We start from the raw sequence: 17,060 nt of genomic DNA, 5'->3' as shown, positions 1-17,060 counted from the left end.
GATGGCTTTGACCAAAGCAGAAATGGCCGAGCGTTTGTTCGACGAGGTCGGACTGAACAAGCGCGAGGCGAAGGAGTTCGTCGACGCGTTCTTCGATGCGTTGCGCGAGGCGTTGGAGGGCGGGCGACAGGTGAAGCTGTCGGGGTTCGGCAACTTCGACCTGCGCCGCAAGAACCAACGGCCGGGGCGCAACCCGAAGACCGGCGAAGAGATCCCGATCTCGGCGCGTACGGTGGTGACCTTCCGTCCGGGCCAGAAGTTGAAGGAGCGCGTGGAAGCCTATGCCGGGGCTGGACATGCTTGATCCGGGCAGTAATCGCGAACTTCCGCCGATCCCGGCGAAGCGCTACTTCACCATCGGTGAAGTCAGCGAGCTGTGCGACGTCAAGCCGCACGTGCTGCGCTATTGGGAAACCGAATTTCCGTCGCTGAAGCCGGTCAAGCGCCGCGGTAACCGCCGCTACTACCAGCGCCACGACGTGCTGATGGTGCGCCAGATTCGAGGCCTGCTGTACGAGCAGGGCTACACCATCGGTGGCGCCCGCCTGCGCCTCGAAGGTGAGGCGGCGAAGGACGAATCCGCGCTGAGCTCGCAGATCATCAAGCAGGTGCGGATGGAACTGGAAGAAGTCCTGCAGCTGCTGCGCCGCTGAGGAAGGTACAATTCGTTTTGAAGTCGGGGCGTAGCGCAGCCTGGTAGCGCATCTGCCTGGGGGGCAGAGGGTCGTCGGTTCAAATCCGGCCGTCCCGACCAATCGATCACCTAAAACGCCCGGTCATTACCGGGCGTTTTTCGTTCGCGGAACTTGCAACATCAAACCCAGTCCTATCAGCGGCTGCCCCGGTCGCGGGCTTACGAAATCCTCACCGTTGGAAAGGGAGCGCATTGGATGCGTCCAGGGTTATTGGCCTGCCTGCTGGTCTCATCCAGCTTATCGCCTGCGTTCGCTCAGTCGAGCCCTGGTCCGGTTACGCCAGCGTCGGACATCCGGAATATCGACACCGTCGTGGTCACCGGTTCGCAGCCGGGACCCGGTATGTGGAAAGTGTCGAAGGGCGATCACGTGATGTGGGTGTTGGGCACAGTGTCACCGCTGCCATCGCGCATGGAATGGCAGTCCAGTGAAGTGGAGCGCGTGATCGCCCGGGCCGACGAAGTGATCTGGTCACCGGCGATCACGGTCAGCGTCAAGGTCGGCTTTTTCAGCGGATTGCTGCTGGCGCCGAAGGCGCTTGGCGCGCGTAAGAATCCGGACGGCGAAACGCTGGCGCAGGTCGTGCCTGCCGACATGTACGCGCGCTGGCAAGTGCTCAAGCGCAAGTACGTGGGCCGCGACGGCGGGATCGAGCAATGGCGGCCACTTTTCGCCGCGATCGAACTGTACGACGAGGCGATCAAGGACAGCGGCTTACGCAAGAGCGGCGTCGTCGGGCCCGTGCTGCAGCGCGCGATCAAGGCACGCAAGCCGAAGGAAACCAATCCGGCGGTAACGGTCGTCATCGCAGACCCAAAGGCGGCCTTGACGGAATTCCGGGCATCGAAACTCGACGACATGGATTGCTTCGCCAAGACCCTGCAGCGTCTTGAAACCGATCTGGACGCCATGCGCCTGCGCGCGAACGCGTGGGCCATCGGCGACATCGCAGCCTTGCGCGCATTGCCGTATAGCGATCAGAGCGAGGCCTGTGACCGCGCTGCAACCGAGACAGGGGTGGTGCGGAAGCGTTTGGGGATTGGCGATCTCGAAGCCGAGAAGCGTTCGCGCTGGCTGCAGGCGGCGGAACAGGCCCTCGCGAACAATGCCGTCACCTTTGCCGTGCTGCCAATGCGCGAGTTTCTGAAGACGGACGGCTACATCGCGGCGTTGCAAGCGCGTGGTTACGCGGTCGAAGCGCCGGAATAATCAGCCGGCGGCAGTCCGCGCGGCTTGCGATGCGGTGACTTGCGGCCAACGCGCCAGCAACGACGCGCGAATGCCGGCGGTGTCGAGGCCAGCTTCGGCCAGCAAATCCTCGCGGCTCGCGTGATGCTGGAAATGATCCGGCAGGCCGAGGTGCAGTACCGGCAGCTGGATGTTTTCTTCCGCGAGCAGTTCCGCCACACCCGAACCCGCGCCGCCGGCGACGACGTTGTCTTCGAGCGTCACGAAGGCGTCGTGCGTCTCCGCCAATTCAAGGATCAACGCGCGATCCAGCGGTTTGACGAAGCGCATGTTGACGACGGTCAGGCCGAGTTCTTCGCCGATCTTGTCAGCCGCCGGTATGAGCGCGCCGAAGGCGAGCAGGGCGATGCGCGCGCCACGACGGCGTAGTTCGGCTTTGCCGATCGGCAGCGTGTCCAGCGTCTGTTGCACAGCCACGCCCGGGCCGCTGCCACGCGGGTAGCGCACTGCGGCCGGGCCTTCGAAACGGTAGCCGGTGCTGAGCATCTGCCGGCATTCGTTTTCGTCGCTCGCGGCCATTACCACCATGTTCGGCACGCAGCGCAGGTAGCTCAGGTCGAGGTTGCCGGCGTGTGTCGCGCCATCGGGACCAACCACGCCGGCGCGGTCGAGTGCGAACAGCACATCGAGGTTCTGGATTGCGACGTCGTGGATCAGCTGGTCGTAGCCACGCTGCAGGAAGGTCGAATAGATCGCGACCACCGGCTTGGCACCTTCGCAGGCCATGCCGGCAGCGAGCGTTACGGCGTGTTGTTCGGCGATGGCGACGTCGAAATAGCGCTCCGGATACTCCTTCGAGTAGCGCACCAGGCCAGAGCCTTCGCGCATCGCGGGAGTAATCGCGAGCAGTTTCTCGTCTGCGGCGGCCATGTCGCAGAGCCAGTCGCCGAACACATCGGTGTAGGTCGGCTTCTTCGCCCCGGATTTGCTGACCAGGCCTTGCGATGGATCGAATGGGCCGACAGCGTGGTAACCGATCTGGTCGTCTTCGGCGAGTTCGTAGCCTTTGCCCTTGGTGGTGATGATGTGCAACAGCTGCGGACCCTTGAGCGTCTTCAGCGTCTTCAGCGTCTTCACGAGCGAGGCGACGTCATGGCCGTCGAGCGGGCCGGTGTAATGGAAACCCATCTCCTCGAACAGCGTGGACGGCACGAACATGCCCTTCCAGTGTTCTTCCCAGCGACGCACGAACTTCGCCGGCGCGCCATGCTTGTCGCCGAGGAGCTTCTTGCCACCTTCGCGTAGCGCGTTGAGCGTCTTGCTGCCGGTCATGCGGCCGAGCATCTTGGTGAGACCGCCGACGTTCTCGGAGATCGACATCCGGTTGTCGTTGAGGACGACCAGGAGATTGGGCTCGGGCTCCATGCCGCCGGCGTGATTCAAGGCCTCAAACGCCATGCCCGCGGTCATCGCGCCGTCGCCGATCACAGCGACGACCTTGCGCTCGCTGCCGGCGTGCGCGGCGGCGATGGCCATGCCGAGCGCGGCGGAGATCGACGTCGACGAATGGCCGACGCCGAAAGTGTCGTATTCGGATTCCTCGCGCTTGGGGAACGGCGCTACGCCATCCTTCTGCTTGACGGTGTGGATGCTGTCGCGGCGGCCGGTGAGGATCTTGTGCGGATAGCTCTGGTGGCCGACGTCCCAGACGATGCGATCGTCCGGGGTGTCGTACATCCAGTGCAGGGCGACGGTCAATTCGATCACGCCGAGGCCGGCGCCGAAATGGCCGCCGCTCTTGCCGACGGATTCGATCAGGTAGGCGCGCAGTTCCTCGGCGATCGCCGGCAGTTCGTCTTCGCCGAATTGGCGGAGGTCGGCCGGGGTTTCGATCCGGGACAGGCGCGGATAGCGCGCGCTGTCGATGAATGTGGGGTCGATCATCGTGCTTATTGTAAAGCGCGACTGGGGCCTGTTAGCGCTATCCGCGCAGATGGCGTTGCCCTTCAGTGGCCGCCAGGTGGTGTTGCGCGACGCAGCGCCTTGAGGGTCAAGGCGCGCTGCTTATTTCCCGCGCAGGCGCCCGAATAGACCGCCCGATTTCTGCGAATCCGGCTCGGGTTCCGGCTCCTGGTATTGCTCGGCGTAGCCGGTGGCGAGATTGGCGTTGACGAAGTCGATGACTTCCTCGCGGGCGACGCCGCTGGCGGCGGCAACTTCGTCCAACGTGGCCGGGCCCTTCATCATCGCGGTCGCGATGCGGAAATGCTTTGGGAACTCGCGTTCGGTCTGTGGCCACTTGGTGAGTCTGAAGTGGCCGGTTGGGTCATAGCCGGGCAGCAGGAACTTGCCCTTGCCGGCGAGCAGGGCGCCGTACCACTGAAGGCGCGACAAGGGTTGAGCAGCCCCGAGCGCCGTGGATTCGCGCGCCCAGGCGGCAGGGTCGACAGCAGCGAAATCGCCAGCAACCACAACACCTTCGAAGTAGCTGGCGAGTGATTTCAGGGCCGCCGGGCCGTGGTACTGGCGCGAGGCAGGGTCGATCAACAGCGTCGGCCCGGCATTGCGGCCGTAGCGTACGCGTCCTGCCAGCAAGCCCGGGGCCAGCCAGTCGGCGAGACCGCGGGGTACCGCAGGGGTATGCGCGGGTGGGAGCGCCGCAGTGCTGGGTTTGATCGTGGTGGGTGCCAGGGTGCCCGCGGCGACCGAGGCCGGGAGTGTGGGCGCCGGCGGTGGTGCCTTGGCCTCCTCCTTGACCGGCTGCGGGCGCTCTTCCGGCAACTGGTCCTGCGGCAGTGGGGCCGGGCTCATGCCTGAGGGCACTGCGGGCGCAGGCGATTTTGGCGCGGATGGTGCTGGGGCCGGCGGGGGCGCAACCGGCGCGATCGGAGCCTTGGGCAGGACACCATTTTCGAGCGCGATCTGGGTGAGCAGTGCGGTGAACCCATCGGGATTGAGCGGACGGCCGAGGCGATAGTCGGTCTGCGTGCGCGGCGCCGAGGTCAGGCCGATCACCCGCTTGCCAGCGGCGTGCAGGCGCAGCCAACTCATCGGGCCGTACATGCTGTCCATGTCGACGATGACGAAGTCGGCTGCGTTCTCGTCCAGCATCTGCCAGCGGTCACCGCTTTGCGCGTTCGCAATCTTGAATGCGGTGCGCAGGTCCGCCTCGGTGGTGGAGTCCATTCCGGTAGTGCCGAGGGTTAACGCCATTGCCAGGGTCCGGATCGGGAAAGTCCGGAGTGTAACTTTATCGGCGTCTTCGTTCTGGCGAAGCGGGCACGACTCAGGCGTGAGACCGCGCTTTCTTGGGCAGATGGGACTTCAGGAATGCCATCTGGTCGGCCAGGATGTGGCGGTTGCTGAGGATCAGGTGCTCGATCCAGCTAGGCCGATACGGTACGGCCAGCAGCGGCATGCTCGCCTGCTGTGGGGTGCGGCCGCCTTTGCGCGAGTTGCAATGGAAACAGGCCGAGACCACGTTCTCCCAGATGTCGCGACCGCCTTTCGACAGCGGCAGGACGTGATCGCGGGTGAGGTGCGGACGCGGGAATTCGTGGCCGCAGTACAGGCACAGGTGCTGGTCGCGCGCGAACAGCGCGACGTTGGTCAACGCCGGGGTCGGGTCGAGCGCATGTGCTCGGGCGTGGCCACGCGCGGCGATGATCGGATGCAGTTCGAGCTGGCTCTGCACGCCGGTGGCGCGACAGGTGCCCCCGTGCACGGTCAGGCAGGGATCACCGAGTGTCCAGGCGACCGCATCGCGCACGTACAGGCAGGTTGCGTCCTGCCAGCTCATCCAATCGAGCACGCGGCCATGCGCGTCCAGCGACAGCAGGCGTACGGCGTTGAAGCGCAGGGGATTTTGGGCAGCGACGGGAGCGGGAGCCAGTCCGCGCTGTTCGAACTCAGCGAGGGTTCCGGCTCGGACCAGGCGAAGCTTCGCTCTATCGGTCTCCATCGGGAAATCAGCTTATACCCCTTTGTTTACTTTTTGTGTAGGCGGCTGGAATGAATCGGCGTTTTTGTAGTGCCGAGCGGGCTCGGCACTGCCGTTTCTGCGTCAGTTGTCGAATGCCGCTTCGTCCAGTGCAGTCAGCGTGCTCGCCGGGGTGGCGATCGCGGCGGCGTGGGCGAGCGTGCGCGGGAGGATGCGGGCGAAGTAGAAACGGGCGGTTTCGCGCTTGCCTGCCTTGAACTTTTCCGACTGCGACGAGGTTTCCGCGGCGGCAACACTGCGCGCCCACCAGTAGGCGAGAGTGACGTAGCCCGAATACATCAGGTAGTCGTAGGCAGCCGCTCCGATTTCCTCGGGATTGGCGGCTGCACGCTGGCCGATCTGCAGGGTGAGTTGCTGCCACTGCGCGGCCTTCTCGCGCAGTGGCCCGATGAATTCGGCAACAGCGGGATTGCCCGACTGTTCATTGCAGAACTGCTCGATCATGCCGAGGAACAGTTTCAGCCCCGTACCCTTGAGTTGCATCACCTTGCGGCCGAGCAGGTCCAGCGCCTGGATGCCGGTGGTGCCTTCGTACAGGGTGGTGATGCGCGCGTCACGTGCGAGTTGTTCGATGCCGTGCTCGCCGATGTAGCCATGGCCGCCGAAACACTGCAGCGCGTTGTAGGTGCACTCGATGCCCCACTCGGTGAGGCAACCCTTGACGATCGGGGTCACGAAGTCGAGTAGCGCGTCGGCTTGCGCTCGCTCTTCCTCACTGGTGCCGCGCGCGGCGCCGTCGACCAGCAACGTGGCGTGGTATGCCATCACCCGGCCGGCTTCGATGATCGCCTTGCAGGTCAGCAGCATGCGGCGCACGTCGGGCTGGACGATGATCGGGTCAGCAGGCTTGTCGGGAAATTTAGGGCCGGAGAGTGAGCGGCTTTGCAGGCGGTCGCGCGAATAGCGCAACGCGTTCTGGTAGGCGCGATCGGACAAGGCCAGGCCCTGCAGGCCAACGCCGAGGCGCGCGGTGTTCATCATGGTGAACATCGCCATCAGGCCCTTGTTGGGTTGGCCGACGAGATAACCCTGCGCCCCATCGAAGTTCATCACGCAAGTCGATGAGCCGTGCAGGCCCATCTTGTGTTCGATGCTGCCGCAACGCACGGTGTTTGCTGCCCCGACGGTGCCATCGCGCGCGACTTTCACTTTCGGCACGATGAACAGCGAAATGCCCTTGCTGCCGGCCGGTGCATCAGGCAGGCGCGCGAGCACCAGGTGCAAGATGTTGTCGACCATGTCGTGCTCGCCGGCGGTGATGAAGATCTTGGTGCCGGTGATGCCATAGCTGCCGTCTGCTTGCGGTTCGGCTTTGGTTTTCAGTAGGCCGAGATCGGTACCGCAATGCGGTTCGGTCAGGCACATCGAGCCGGTCCATCGGCCTTCCACCAGCGGTTTGAGGAACGTCTCCTGCTGCCAGGCCTCACCGTGGTGTTGCAACGCATCGATCGCGCCGTGCGAGAGCAGCGGAAACGTGCTCCAGGCGAGGTTGGCGGCGTCGATCATTTCCTTGAACGGCACCGCGGCGGCGTGCGGCAAACCTTGGCCGCCGAACTCAGCTGGCGAAGTCAGTCCGGGCCAACCGCCTTCGACGAATTGCACGTAAGCCGGCTTGAAGCCTGGCGGCGTGGCCACCGTGCCTGTGGTCTTGTCGAACCGCGAACCGATACGGTCGCCAGCTTCGTTGAGCGGCGCGAGGATGGTTTCGGTGAAACGCGCGCCTTCGTCGTAGATCGCATCGAGCAGGTCGCGCGTGGCATCGGCGAAGCCGAGCTTCTGGAATTGCGCTTCGGCGCCCAGGACGTCGAACAACGCGAAACGCATGTCGGTGAGGGGGGCTTTGTAGGTGCTCATGTTTCGTAGTCGCAGATTGAAAAATGGGAATCAAGAAAGAAGCGTTCGTCGGTTTGGGTTATAGGCTGAAGTGGCCCATCGATTCCCATTTGCAATTCCGGTTCCGGTGTTTCAGCGCAATACACCAGGCAGGCCCGGTGCGGGCGTCAGCGAACTGCTGCGATCGATGTCGAAGTTGCGCAAGCGCTCTTCGTCGGGCGTGGCGTCGACGTTGCCCTTGAGCGTGTAGGTGATGCTGCGGTGGCTGGCGAGTGCGTCGGCGAGCACGATGCGTGCCCCGGATGTCGGAGTGAGCGAGAGCGTCACCACATCGGCCGATTCTGGTCCGATCTCGATCGCGGGCTGGCCTAGCAGAGTGCCGGCGGACTCGCTGCCGACGGTGAGCGCGAGGCTGACGCGGTCGAAGCGCATCGGGATGCTGCTGAAATTGTTGATGCGCAGGTCCACCGACCAGGCGCCGTCGGCGCGCACGGTCAGTTGCTGGATGCTGGCCGCGGGTTCGGATACGCGCCGCACAGGACCACCGCCGCAGGCGGCGAGTAAAGCGCACAACAAAGCCATGACAATGATTCGCATCGTTCCCGATCTCCGCTGTAGAGGCGGCGAGCATACACCGGGGTACGGTGGCGATGGCGGACGTGCGAGGCCGCGAAAAAGTGAAGCCCGCCGTAAGACTGCGGCGGGCTTCAGGTGCGCTGTTCGAGGGGTACGACCAGCGCGGTCGGCCGGATGACCCTCCCCCGGGCGCTCCAGTCGTGTGCAGGCTGGTCCGGTTAGCGTCGCGGTGCTATCCGGTGCAGCACTCACGGCGGAGGGGGAAAACCACCCACGCGCGCAAAGAGGTGAAGCCCGCCGCAGGGAACGACGGGCTTCGGGGTTGCACTGATCGGGGGTGACGGTCAGCGCGAGACAACGCTTGCTTACGGTCAGTACACGCCGAGCCAACGGCTGGCCGCGGCGGCGTAGGCGCCGCGGGTGACGAGTTGGGCGGGGTCGAAGTAGGCCTTCAACGTCGGCTGCAGATCGAACGGCCCCTGCGCCAGGGCGAAGCGTGCATTGATCAGGCCCAGGTCCAGTGCCAGCTGCACATAACCCTGCAGGCTGGCTGGAATGGTGGTCGCGTCTTCGATCGGAATGCGCTTGCCATCGGACAACACCGTCAGCGTGCCGCTGAAGCCAGCCGCCTGGTCCTGTAGAGCCAGTGCCTGCACCAGCGAATAGGCCATGCTCACGCGCGTCACCGAATCGCCCGCGCGGAATGCGCCGTTGAGCTTGCCCATCATGCCGGCTTGCCGCTGTTCGCGATTGCGCAGCGCCGCACCTTTGGCCGCCACCGCTTCCGCGAACGGGGCCAGCGGATCGCTGGGGTACAAATCGGTAAAGCTCGATACGGCGTTGCTCGGCTGGAACTGCCGTGCGCCCGCGCCCATCACCAGGTACTGCGCGAGCTCGCCGCGAGTCAGCACCTGGTCAGGGCGGAAGTTGCCATCGCTGTAGCTGTCGACCAGGCGATTGGCCACACCGAACTCGATGAAGCCGCGTGCCGCGTGGCCGGCGATGTCGTTCAAACCGCTGTAACCATCGGTGCGCACTTGCTTGACATTGACGTTGACCGTAGCCGGCACGCCGTAACCGTTGGTGACCTTCGCTGGATCGAGGGCGACGCCCGAGACCGAACCGACGCCGCGTACGGTCACCGTCCATGTGCCCGCCACGCCCGGCGCGGAAACCGCGACGTTCGAGCCGAGCACCGGCAAGCCGACCGAGGAGCCATAGCGCTTGCCGTTCGGATCCGTCAGCGAGATCGCCAGCGTGTTGTCGCCGATGTTGGCGCGGGCGTTGACCAGCGAGATATCGGCGCCGACCTCGAACTGTTGCGAACCGGTCGGACCGACCGGGCTGAATTCGATCGGATAGTCGGTGCTGTTGCCGGTAGAGACGTTGGCGCTGGCGTTGAAGGTCCGGTTGCTATTGAGCGTGCTGCCGAAACCAGTAGCACCGAGCGCCGCCTTCACTGCGTCGTGGGCGTTGACGTAACCCGCGCCGGCTTCCCAGGCTTCGTTGCCGGGGATGTTGGTGGCGGTCTGTTGCAGGATCTGTTTCACCTCGCGCCAGCTCATGCGGGGGTTGGCTTCCAGCATCAGTGCGACGATGCCGGCCACGTGTGGCGCCGCCATCGAGGTACCACTCATGTGCGTGTAGCGCGCGGCAAGCGCGGGACCGAGGACGTTGATGTCCTGTTCCGCGGCCAGCTTGTCGATCGTGCCGAGCGAAGCGCGGGTCGAAACGATATCGACGCCGGGGGACGTCACCGTCGGGCGATCGGCCCAGCTGTATTGCTCGCCGTCGACCGTCACCGTGCCGCCCTTGCCGTTCTCGCCGCGCGAGGAGAAGCCGGCGAGCTCGCCGCCCTTGTCGCCCGCGGCGACCGCGATCACCCACGGTGCCTTCTTGAAGTTGCCGGTGATCGTGGCTTCGCCCGGACCGGAATTACCGGCCGAGAACACCACCACCACGCCACGGTCGGACAGCTTCTTGGTCGCGATGTTGGTCGGATCGTCCGGGTCGAACTCGGTGCCGACGTCGCCAGTGTTGCCGAACGAGTTGGAAATGACGCGGATGTTGTACTGCGCCTGGTGCGTGAGCGCGTAATCGAAACCACCGATCGTATCGAGCACGAACAGCGCAGCGCCCGAGCCATAGCCGATGATGCTCGCGCCCGGCGCCACGCCTTCGAAGTCGCCGCCCGGCGAGGCCGCACCGGTGCCGCCGATGATGCCGGCGCAGTGGGTGCCATGACCGCCGCCGAGGTCGGTGTTGGCGACGCCTTCGATGTAGGTGATCGGCAGTTGTGAATCGAGCGCATACAAATTGGTCTGCGCCGCGACGTTCTGGACGACGTGTGCGGGGTATTGCAGGTCGGAGTGGGTGCCGTCGATGCCGGAATCATTCACCACGACACCGATGCCCTTGCCGGTGTACGGCAAGCCCGCGGCATTGCGCAGGCTGCTGTCGGTGCGCAGGCGATCGACGCCGGTGATCTGGGTGGCTTCCTTGTTGTCGTACTCCAGCGGTGCGTTCAGCCAGATCGAGCGCACGTCCGGCATCGCCAGCAGCGATTGCACCTGCGCCGGAGTGGCCAGCGCGCCGGCGATCGGCAACGCGCGCATGTTGAGGCCCTTGATGCCGAGTGCATTGAGGCGCTGGGTCTGTTCTGTGGTCAGCGGTCCGTCGCCGTTGAAGCTGATGATGACCTCGACAGGCTCGTTGGCGGCCAGTGTGGGCAGCACGCGCTCCAGTTGCAGATCGAGGCGGCGCGCCTCGGCGAGCAACGGAGTGGCCAGGATGGCGGCGGCGAGCAGGCTCGCCCGCAGCGTACGGGGAACAAACGACATGGAAGAACCCTCGTGAATGTGACAGGAGCGCTGAGCGCCGCAGCAGCATGGAGTGCGCTGCCCTGTGCCACATCCGGAACAGTCCCCAGCGCAAGTTGGGGAAAACACTCGTGTACGGCGTAATGACCCGCGTATACGGCGTAACAGTGATCGGCATGGCAAATCGTGCCGCGGAATGGCAATCGACTTCAGCGGCACGTCGTCCTTGTGCTGCAGCTGCTGATGCAGCCGATGCGATCAGTCCAGCAAGCCCTTGCGCAGGGCGTAACGCACCAGCTCGGCGGTGTTTCGCACATCGAGCTTGTCGAGCACGCGGGCGCGGTGGTTCTCCGCGGTCTTGGCACTGATCTCGAGCCTGCGTGCGATTTCCTTGGTGGTCAGGCCTTCCACGATCAGGTGGAACACTTCGCGTTCGCGTGTGGTCAGGCGGCCATAAGGGTCGTCGACCACACGTTCAGGATGCTGCAACTGCTCAGCCAGGGCCCTTGAAGCTTGGGGTCCGAAGTAGCCGCGCCCGGCCTGCAGGCTGTGCACGGCGGCAAGCAGTTCCGATGCGGCGCTGTCCTTGACCAGGTAACCGGAAGCACCGGCACGCACCGCCTGCAGCACGTATTCGTCTTCCTGGTGCATGGTCAGCATCAGCACCTTGGTCTCGGGCAGTGCTTCGCGTAGCCGCCGGACCACTTCGAGCCCGTTGAGCCGTGGCATCGAGATATCTGCGACGACGATGTCGGGGCGTGTGGCGATCGCCTTGGTCACCGCTTCCAGGCCATCGGCGGCCTGCGCCACGACCTGCACGCTGCTATCGGCCTGCAATAGGCCGACCAGGCTTTCGCGGACCAGCGTGTGGTCGTCTGCGAGTAGTACACGGATGATGCCGATCCCCATGCCGGCAAGTTGCGCGCGTGCCCCGGTCGCCGTCAAGTCGGCGGCGTACCGGTCACGCGTCGATCAGCGGCACGACGGCGCGCAGGCGCGTGCCTGCGCCGGGCGCGGAATGGATTTCGAGCCGCCCGTCGTACAAGCGCAACCGTTCGCGCATGCCGCCGAGACCGCTGCCACCGGAGCGCAAGGCTGCATCGGGATCGCAGCCGCGGCCATCGTCGACCACCTGCAATTGCAGCAGCCCGCTGCGGGCGACCAATCGCAGCAACACACTGCGCGCATCGGCGTGCTTGGCGGCGTTGTTAAGGGCCTCCTGGGCGACGCGGAACAGCAGGGTCTGCACATCGCCGTCCAGTGGCGGCAGCGCATCGATCTCGACGGTGACTTCCATGCCGCTGGATTCGCGCTGGCTGCGTGCCAGCCATTGCAGGGCGGGGCCCAAGCCCAGGTCGTCGAGGACCTGCGGACGCAGTAGACGCGACAGCTCACGGGTATCGGTGAGGGTGTCGCTGCACAGCGCAATCGCCGCATCGAGTTGCGTGCGTTGTTCCGGCGTCACACCGAAGCCGAGCTGGAGCTGCACGAGGCGATGCTTGAGCGCCGTCAGGTTCTGGCCGATCCCGTCATGCAGTTCGCGCGCGAGGCGGCGCTGCTCGTCCTCCTGCACTCGCCATACTGCCCGGCCGAGTCGGCGGAATTCGCGTTCGTTGGCTTCCAGTCGTTGCAGCAGGCGTTCGTACTGCTCACGCAGGGCAGGGAGCAAGTCATCGCGTTGATCATGATCCCGCCCGCTTGGGATGTCGCTCATGATGGCGGCTCCATCGCAATGCCCGCGATTCTGGTCGCAGCATCAAATCCAGCGCGCTGCTCGCCGGGAATCTGCGCGCGCAATTGTTCCCAGGCGCGGGCTGCGGCAGCCCCTGCGGTGGCGGCACCAGCCGGGTCGCCGGCAGCGGTCAGCGCACGCGCGCCCAGTGCATGCAGTTGCGCCGCGCGCTGGAAATCACCTGCGCGCAGGCGCGCCTGCGCGTCGCGATATGCGCTCACGGCGGCAGCCGGATCACCACGCGCCATCGCGTTCACCATCGCCATTTCCAGCCAGCGCAGGCGCAGCGCGGCATGACCGAGTGCGCTGGTGTCTGCATCGAGCGTGCCGGCATCCGGACCTTGCAAGGCAACCTGCAATTGCAGTGCCTTGACCCCCGAGGCCGCCGCCAGGCGTGCGGCTTCTGCGAGCTGCGATCGTGCAACGGCCGCGTCGCCGCGGCCTTGCGCCAACTGCGCGCGCAGGCTGGCGGCGATTGCGCGTTGTTCGCCGGAGGCCTGAGCCAGCGTCGGTGCCGCTGCATCGAGCATGCGTGCGGCATCGGCGTCGGCATGCATCGCCAGCAGCGCCTGGACTCGCAGCAATGTGGCGTCGGCCTGGCCGCGCGCATCATCGCGCTGCTTGAACAACGCTTCGGCTTTGCCTGCTTGTTCGAGCGCGGCGCCGAAATGACCCTGCAGCAACTCCAGTTCGGCGAGATGGCGACGGCTGACCGCAACTTCCTCCAGCATCTGCTGCTGTTCGGCGTTCGCCAGCGATTGCTGCAGGAGTCGGCGCGCATCGTGCCAGTGCCCACGCGCGATCGCGAGCAGGCCGAGGCCTTGATCGGCACGAATACGACCGGTCAGGTCACCGATCTCGGCATAACCATTGGCGGCCTGCTGCAGATACACCTGCGCGTCGTCGTAGGCACCAAGCTGATAGTGGGCAAAGCCGATGTCGTTGAGCGCCTGCGCCTTGCCGAGCGGGTCGTCCAGCTGCTGCCAGGCCTGCAACGCGCGCCGGAATGCCGCCAATGCGCCGCGGTAATCGCCGCGCTCCTCGGCGAGCAGGCCCAACTCGTTCTCGACCGCGGCCAGGCCGGCGCGATCGTCGAGCTCGGCATGCAGTGCGCGCGCCTGCGCAAGGACGGTTGCGGCTTCGTCGAATTTGCTGGCCTGGGTCAGCAGGTTGCCGAGGTTGCGCAGGCTGGTCGCTTCGCCACGACGATTGCCGACCGCGCGCCGCAACTCCACCGCCTTGCGGTATTGCTCGATGGCATCGGCGGTCTGGCCGAGGCGGTTGTAGCCGATGCCGAGCGCATTGATGGTCTCGCCTTCGCCGAAGCGGTTGCCGCTGCGTTTGTACAGGACCAGTGCGCGCACCAGGTAGTCGTCGACGGCACGCCGCGAGGCGCCGCTGAGGATGGAGAACTTGCCAAGCTCGAACCAGGTACGCGGGTCCTGCGCGTCACGCATCGACAATTTCTGCAGGCTGGCGACCGCGGCCTTGAAGTCGCCTCCCGCGCCTAGCGCGCGCGCAAGGTTGAGTTCGGCCCAGGTGTCGTCCGGCGTTGTCGCCAGCATGGCGCGCCAAGCCGCGACCGCAGCCGGCGGATCGCCTTCGAGCAGGGCGCGCTCGGCGCTGAACTGGCGCTGGAGGCGTTGTGTTGCCTTTGCAACGGAGGACTGGCCTTGGTCGAGTGCGGTGAAGGCCGCGTCCTGGTCGCCAATCGCCAGCGCGATCTGCGCCTGCGCCAACCACGCCGCGGTGTAATCCGGTGCGACCTGGGTGGCCGAGCGCAACTGCGTGGCGGCATCCGCGAGTCGGCCGTGTTGCCAGGCAAGCATGCCGTTGCCGTAGGCATCAAGTGCTTTCGGTTGCGCGGGCAGGTGCACTTCGATCGTGGCCTTCTTCAGGCCCAGCGCATTCGCGGTGTGCGCTTGCGTGGTCCACGCGCGCAAGGCCGCGAGTGGATCAGCCGCGACCGGGCCTTCGATCAGCTGCGGCGTTTGCGCATCGCTGTGCAATTCGGCCCGCAATCGCCAGCGACCGTTCTCGGCGAGCAGTTGCGGTTGCAATACACGTTGTGCGGCGGCGACCGTGCGCAAGGCGCCGATATCGGGCGGCGCCGTGCCGGTGGGATCGAGTTGGCGCAGCGCTTGTGCGGTGCGTTCCCCATCGACGACTGCGAATCCCGGGATCGCCGCCAGCGCATCCCGCAGATGTGCGCCGGCGCCGGCCAGCTGTGACGCCAACGCGCGGTCGCCAGCGTCGGTTTGCACGATCGGCAGAACCAGCAGTCGCTGCAGCGGCGGCGATACCGCAGCAATTGCAGCAGAGGGTTGCTCACGCTGCATCCACCAAGCGCCGAGTGCTACAGCGAGCGCGAGCACGGCCGCGGCGCCGATCCACAGACCTGGACGGAACTCGCGCGCGACTTCGCGTTTGTCGATCGCCGCGATCACCGCCGCGGCGTCGCGGAATCTGTGCGCTGGTTGCGGCCGCAGCAGCTTGTCGACCAGTCGTGACACCCATGCGGGTACATCGCTGCGATGCTTCGACAGCGGTTCCGGCGTGCGTACCAACCGTTGCGCGAGGATCTCGGCGACGGTGCCACCGGAGAATGGCGGCTTGCCCGCCAGCATCTCGTACAGGATCAATCCCAACGCATACAGGTCGCTGCGCGCATCCACCGTGTCGCCGCGCGCCTGTTCCGGCGACAGGTACTCCGGCGTGCCGACGACGGTGCCGGATTGGGTCAGGCCGGTGCTCGCGAGCGAGCGTGCGATACCGAAATCGCTGATGTAGGCATTGCCCTGCCCGTCGAGCAGGACGTTCGCCGGTTTCATGTCGCGATGGACCACGCCCTTGGCGTGTGCGGCGGCGAGGCCCTCGGCGAGCTGGCGGGTGATGCGCAGCGCGTCCTCGATAGCGAAGGGACCATCGCGGTCGATGCGTCGATCGAGTGATTCGCCATCGACGAAGTCCATGCTGATCAGCCAGCGGTCTTCGTGCTGGGCGAGATCGTGGATGCGCACCACGTGCGGGTTCGACACCTGCCGCGCCAGCAGCAGCTCCTGGCGGAAGCGTTCGAAGGCACCGCTGCGGGAGGCCAGTTCCGGGCGCAGCAACTTCAGCGCCACCGGCACTTCCAGCGCGAGATCCGTGGCGCGATAGACCACGCCCATGCCACCGACGCCGAGCATGGCTTCGATACGAAAGCGCCCGGCCAGGACCGCGCCGACGGCAAAGTCGGCATGGGCGTACAAGCCGGTGGCGGTAGCGGCTGGCGGTAGTGCCTCGCTCACGCGATGTGTCCTTCGCGAGTGTGTGCGGAGACGATCGTCTTCCAGCGCGGTGCGTTATTCAAAACCTCGATCGCCTGTCCGGCCAGCATCCATACCGCGGCGCTTTCGGCAAAGGCGCTCAGCAGTTCCACATCGAGTTGGGTGATCGGTTCGCCGGGTTCGCTGCGGTCCGCATACACCGCGCCAAGCACGCGCTCGCCATCCAGCAGCGGCAGGCACACCAGGCATTGCAAACCCAAGCCGATGACCGAGGCGCGGCCAGCCAGCCAGGGCTCGCTGTCCATCTGGTTGACCACGACCGGTTTGCGCTGGGTCAGCGCCCGCTGCACGGCACCGACGCTGCCGGAGAAGTTGCGGGTGTTCAAGGCACTGGGATCGATGGTCCTGCTCGCGCACACCACGTAATCGTCGCCGCGGGCCATCAACAGGAAGCCGCGGCTGCAGCCGGCCAGCTCGAGCACGCCGCGCAGGATGTCGTCGAGCAGCGCACCGAAAGGTGCCTGGCGGTCAATGCGCCTGATCAGCGCCTGCGACTGCGCATGGCGCGATTGCTGGCGAGCGCTGAGCGCCGCAGCCTGCACCGCATCCAGGACCGCGAATTCGCAATGCACGTCGCCGAAGCGCAGCCAGCAGGTCCGGTCCAGCATGGCTTCGCTGATCGGGTGGCCGTCGATGAAACTGCCGTTCTTGCTGCCGAGGTCGCGCAGGCGCCACCCCCCGGGCTCGCCGCGCAGTTCGGCATGGGTACGGGACACCGAGGCATGCTCGAGGACCAGATCGCAATCGCTGGCCCTACCGATACGCAAAAGGTCGTCAGGCGCCAGCGATCGGATGATGGCGGCGCCGCTATCAGGTGGATAGGCAATCAGACGCGCCTGTTGCATCGGGCCATCTTAGCGCGGGGTGGCTGGGCGAATGATGGGCGCT

The 17,060-nt window shown here is 65.6% G+C and carries 13 protein-coding genes and 1 tRNA gene; 4 read left to right on the top strand and 10 right to left on the bottom strand.

Annotated elements, in window-relative coordinates:
• The first annotated feature begins 1 nt into the window (after position 1).
• The 4 genes from MO486_RS03195 (at position 2) to MO486_RS03180 (ending at position 1,904) form a co-directional block, all read left to right on the top strand.
• Entirely contained in the window at positions 2-304 is a 303-nt protein-coding gene (locus MO486_RS03195; RefSeq protein ID WP_242904489.1) for an integration host factor subunit alpha, read from the top strand.
• A complete protein-coding gene (locus tag MO486_RS03190; RefSeq protein ID WP_242904488.1) occupies positions 297-653 on the top strand; it encodes a MerR family transcriptional regulator in 357 nt (118 codons plus the stop codon). Before MO486_RS03195 ends, MO486_RS03190 begins: the two co-directional genes overlap by 8 nt.
• Before the next feature lie 24 nt (positions 654-677).
• A tRNA-Pro gene (locus tag MO486_RS03185) sits at positions 678-754 on the top strand.
• A 136-nt stretch (positions 755-890) separates the two neighbouring features.
• Positions 891-1,904 (top strand): TraB/GumN family protein, encoded by a 1,014-nt coding sequence (locus MO486_RS03180; protein WP_345779192.1) that lies wholly within the window; start codon positions 891-893, stop codon positions 1,902-1,904.
• Here the strand turns inward: MO486_RS03180 and dxs are convergent, their stop codons facing one another.
• The 10 genes from dxs to MO486_RS03130 all read right to left on the bottom strand — a co-directional run bounded on the left by dxs (position 1,905) and on the right by MO486_RS03130 (position 17,017).
• Positions 1,905-3,827 carry a 1-deoxy-D-xylulose-5-phosphate synthase gene (gene dxs / locus MO486_RS03175; RefSeq protein ID WP_242904487.1) on the bottom strand — a complete coding sequence of 641 codons (1,923 nt, stop codon included), beginning with the start codon at positions 3,825-3,827 and terminating at the stop codon, positions 1,905-1,907. It lies immediately after the preceding gene.
• Positions 3,828-3,947: 120 nt separating this feature from the next.
• Positions 3,948-5,069 carry a hypothetical protein gene (locus tag MO486_RS03170; protein ID WP_242904486.1) on the bottom strand — a complete coding sequence of 374 codons (1,122 nt, stop codon included), beginning with the start codon at positions 5,067-5,069 and terminating at the stop codon, positions 3,948-3,950.
• Positions 5,070-5,169: 100 nt separating this feature from the next.
• The gene (locus tag MO486_RS03165; protein WP_242904485.1) at positions 5,170-5,844 is read right to left on the bottom strand and encodes an HNH endonuclease; all 675 of its coding nucleotides are present in this window, start codon (positions 5,842-5,844) and stop codon (positions 5,170-5,172) included.
• A 102-nt stretch (positions 5,845-5,946) separates the two neighbouring features.
• Positions 5,947-7,737: an acyl-CoA dehydrogenase C-terminal domain-containing protein gene (locus MO486_RS03160; protein ID WP_242904484.1), complete on the bottom strand. Its 1,791-nt coding sequence runs from the start codon at positions 7,735-7,737 to the stop codon at positions 5,947-5,949.
• A gap of 111 nt (positions 7,738-7,848) precedes the next feature.
• Positions 7,849-8,298 (bottom strand): LEA type 2 family protein, encoded by a 450-nt coding sequence (locus MO486_RS03155; RefSeq protein WP_242904483.1) that lies wholly within the window; start codon positions 8,296-8,298, stop codon positions 7,849-7,851.
• Positions 8,299-8,663: 365 nt separating this feature from the next.
• Entirely contained in the window at positions 8,664-11,132 is a 2,469-nt protein-coding gene (locus tag MO486_RS03150) for a S8 family serine peptidase (protein ID WP_242904482.1), read from the bottom strand.
• 237 nt (positions 11,133-11,369) lie between these two features.
• The gene (locus MO486_RS03145; protein WP_242904481.1) at positions 11,370-12,056 is read right to left on the bottom strand and encodes a response regulator transcription factor; all 687 of its coding nucleotides are present in this window, start codon (positions 12,054-12,056) and stop codon (positions 11,370-11,372) included.
• A gap of 16 nt (positions 12,057-12,072) precedes the next feature.
• Positions 12,073-12,825, bottom strand: a complete 753-nt coding sequence (locus tag MO486_RS03140; RefSeq protein ID WP_242904479.1) for a sensor histidine kinase — start codon at positions 12,823-12,825, stop codon at positions 12,073-12,075.
• Complete coding sequence (locus tag MO486_RS03135; RefSeq protein WP_242904477.1) at positions 12,822-16,133, bottom strand: serine/threonine-protein kinase; 3,312 nt, start codon at positions 16,131-16,133, stop codon at positions 12,822-12,824. Before MO486_RS03135 ends, MO486_RS03140 begins: the two co-directional genes overlap by 4 nt.
• Entirely contained in the window at positions 16,130-17,017 is an 888-nt protein-coding gene (locus tag MO486_RS03130; protein ID WP_242904476.1) for an FHA domain-containing protein, read from the bottom strand. The genes MO486_RS03135 and MO486_RS03130 overlap by 4 nt, the downstream gene beginning before the upstream one ends.
• Between the last annotated feature and the right edge of the window lie 43 nt (positions 17,018-17,060).

This window comes from Lysobacter sp. CFH 32150, assembly GCF_022758295.1.
Classification (GTDB): Bacteria; Pseudomonadota; Gammaproteobacteria; order Xanthomonadales; family Xanthomonadaceae; genus CFH-32150.
This window is presented reverse-complemented; position numbering and strand designations above follow the sequence as displayed.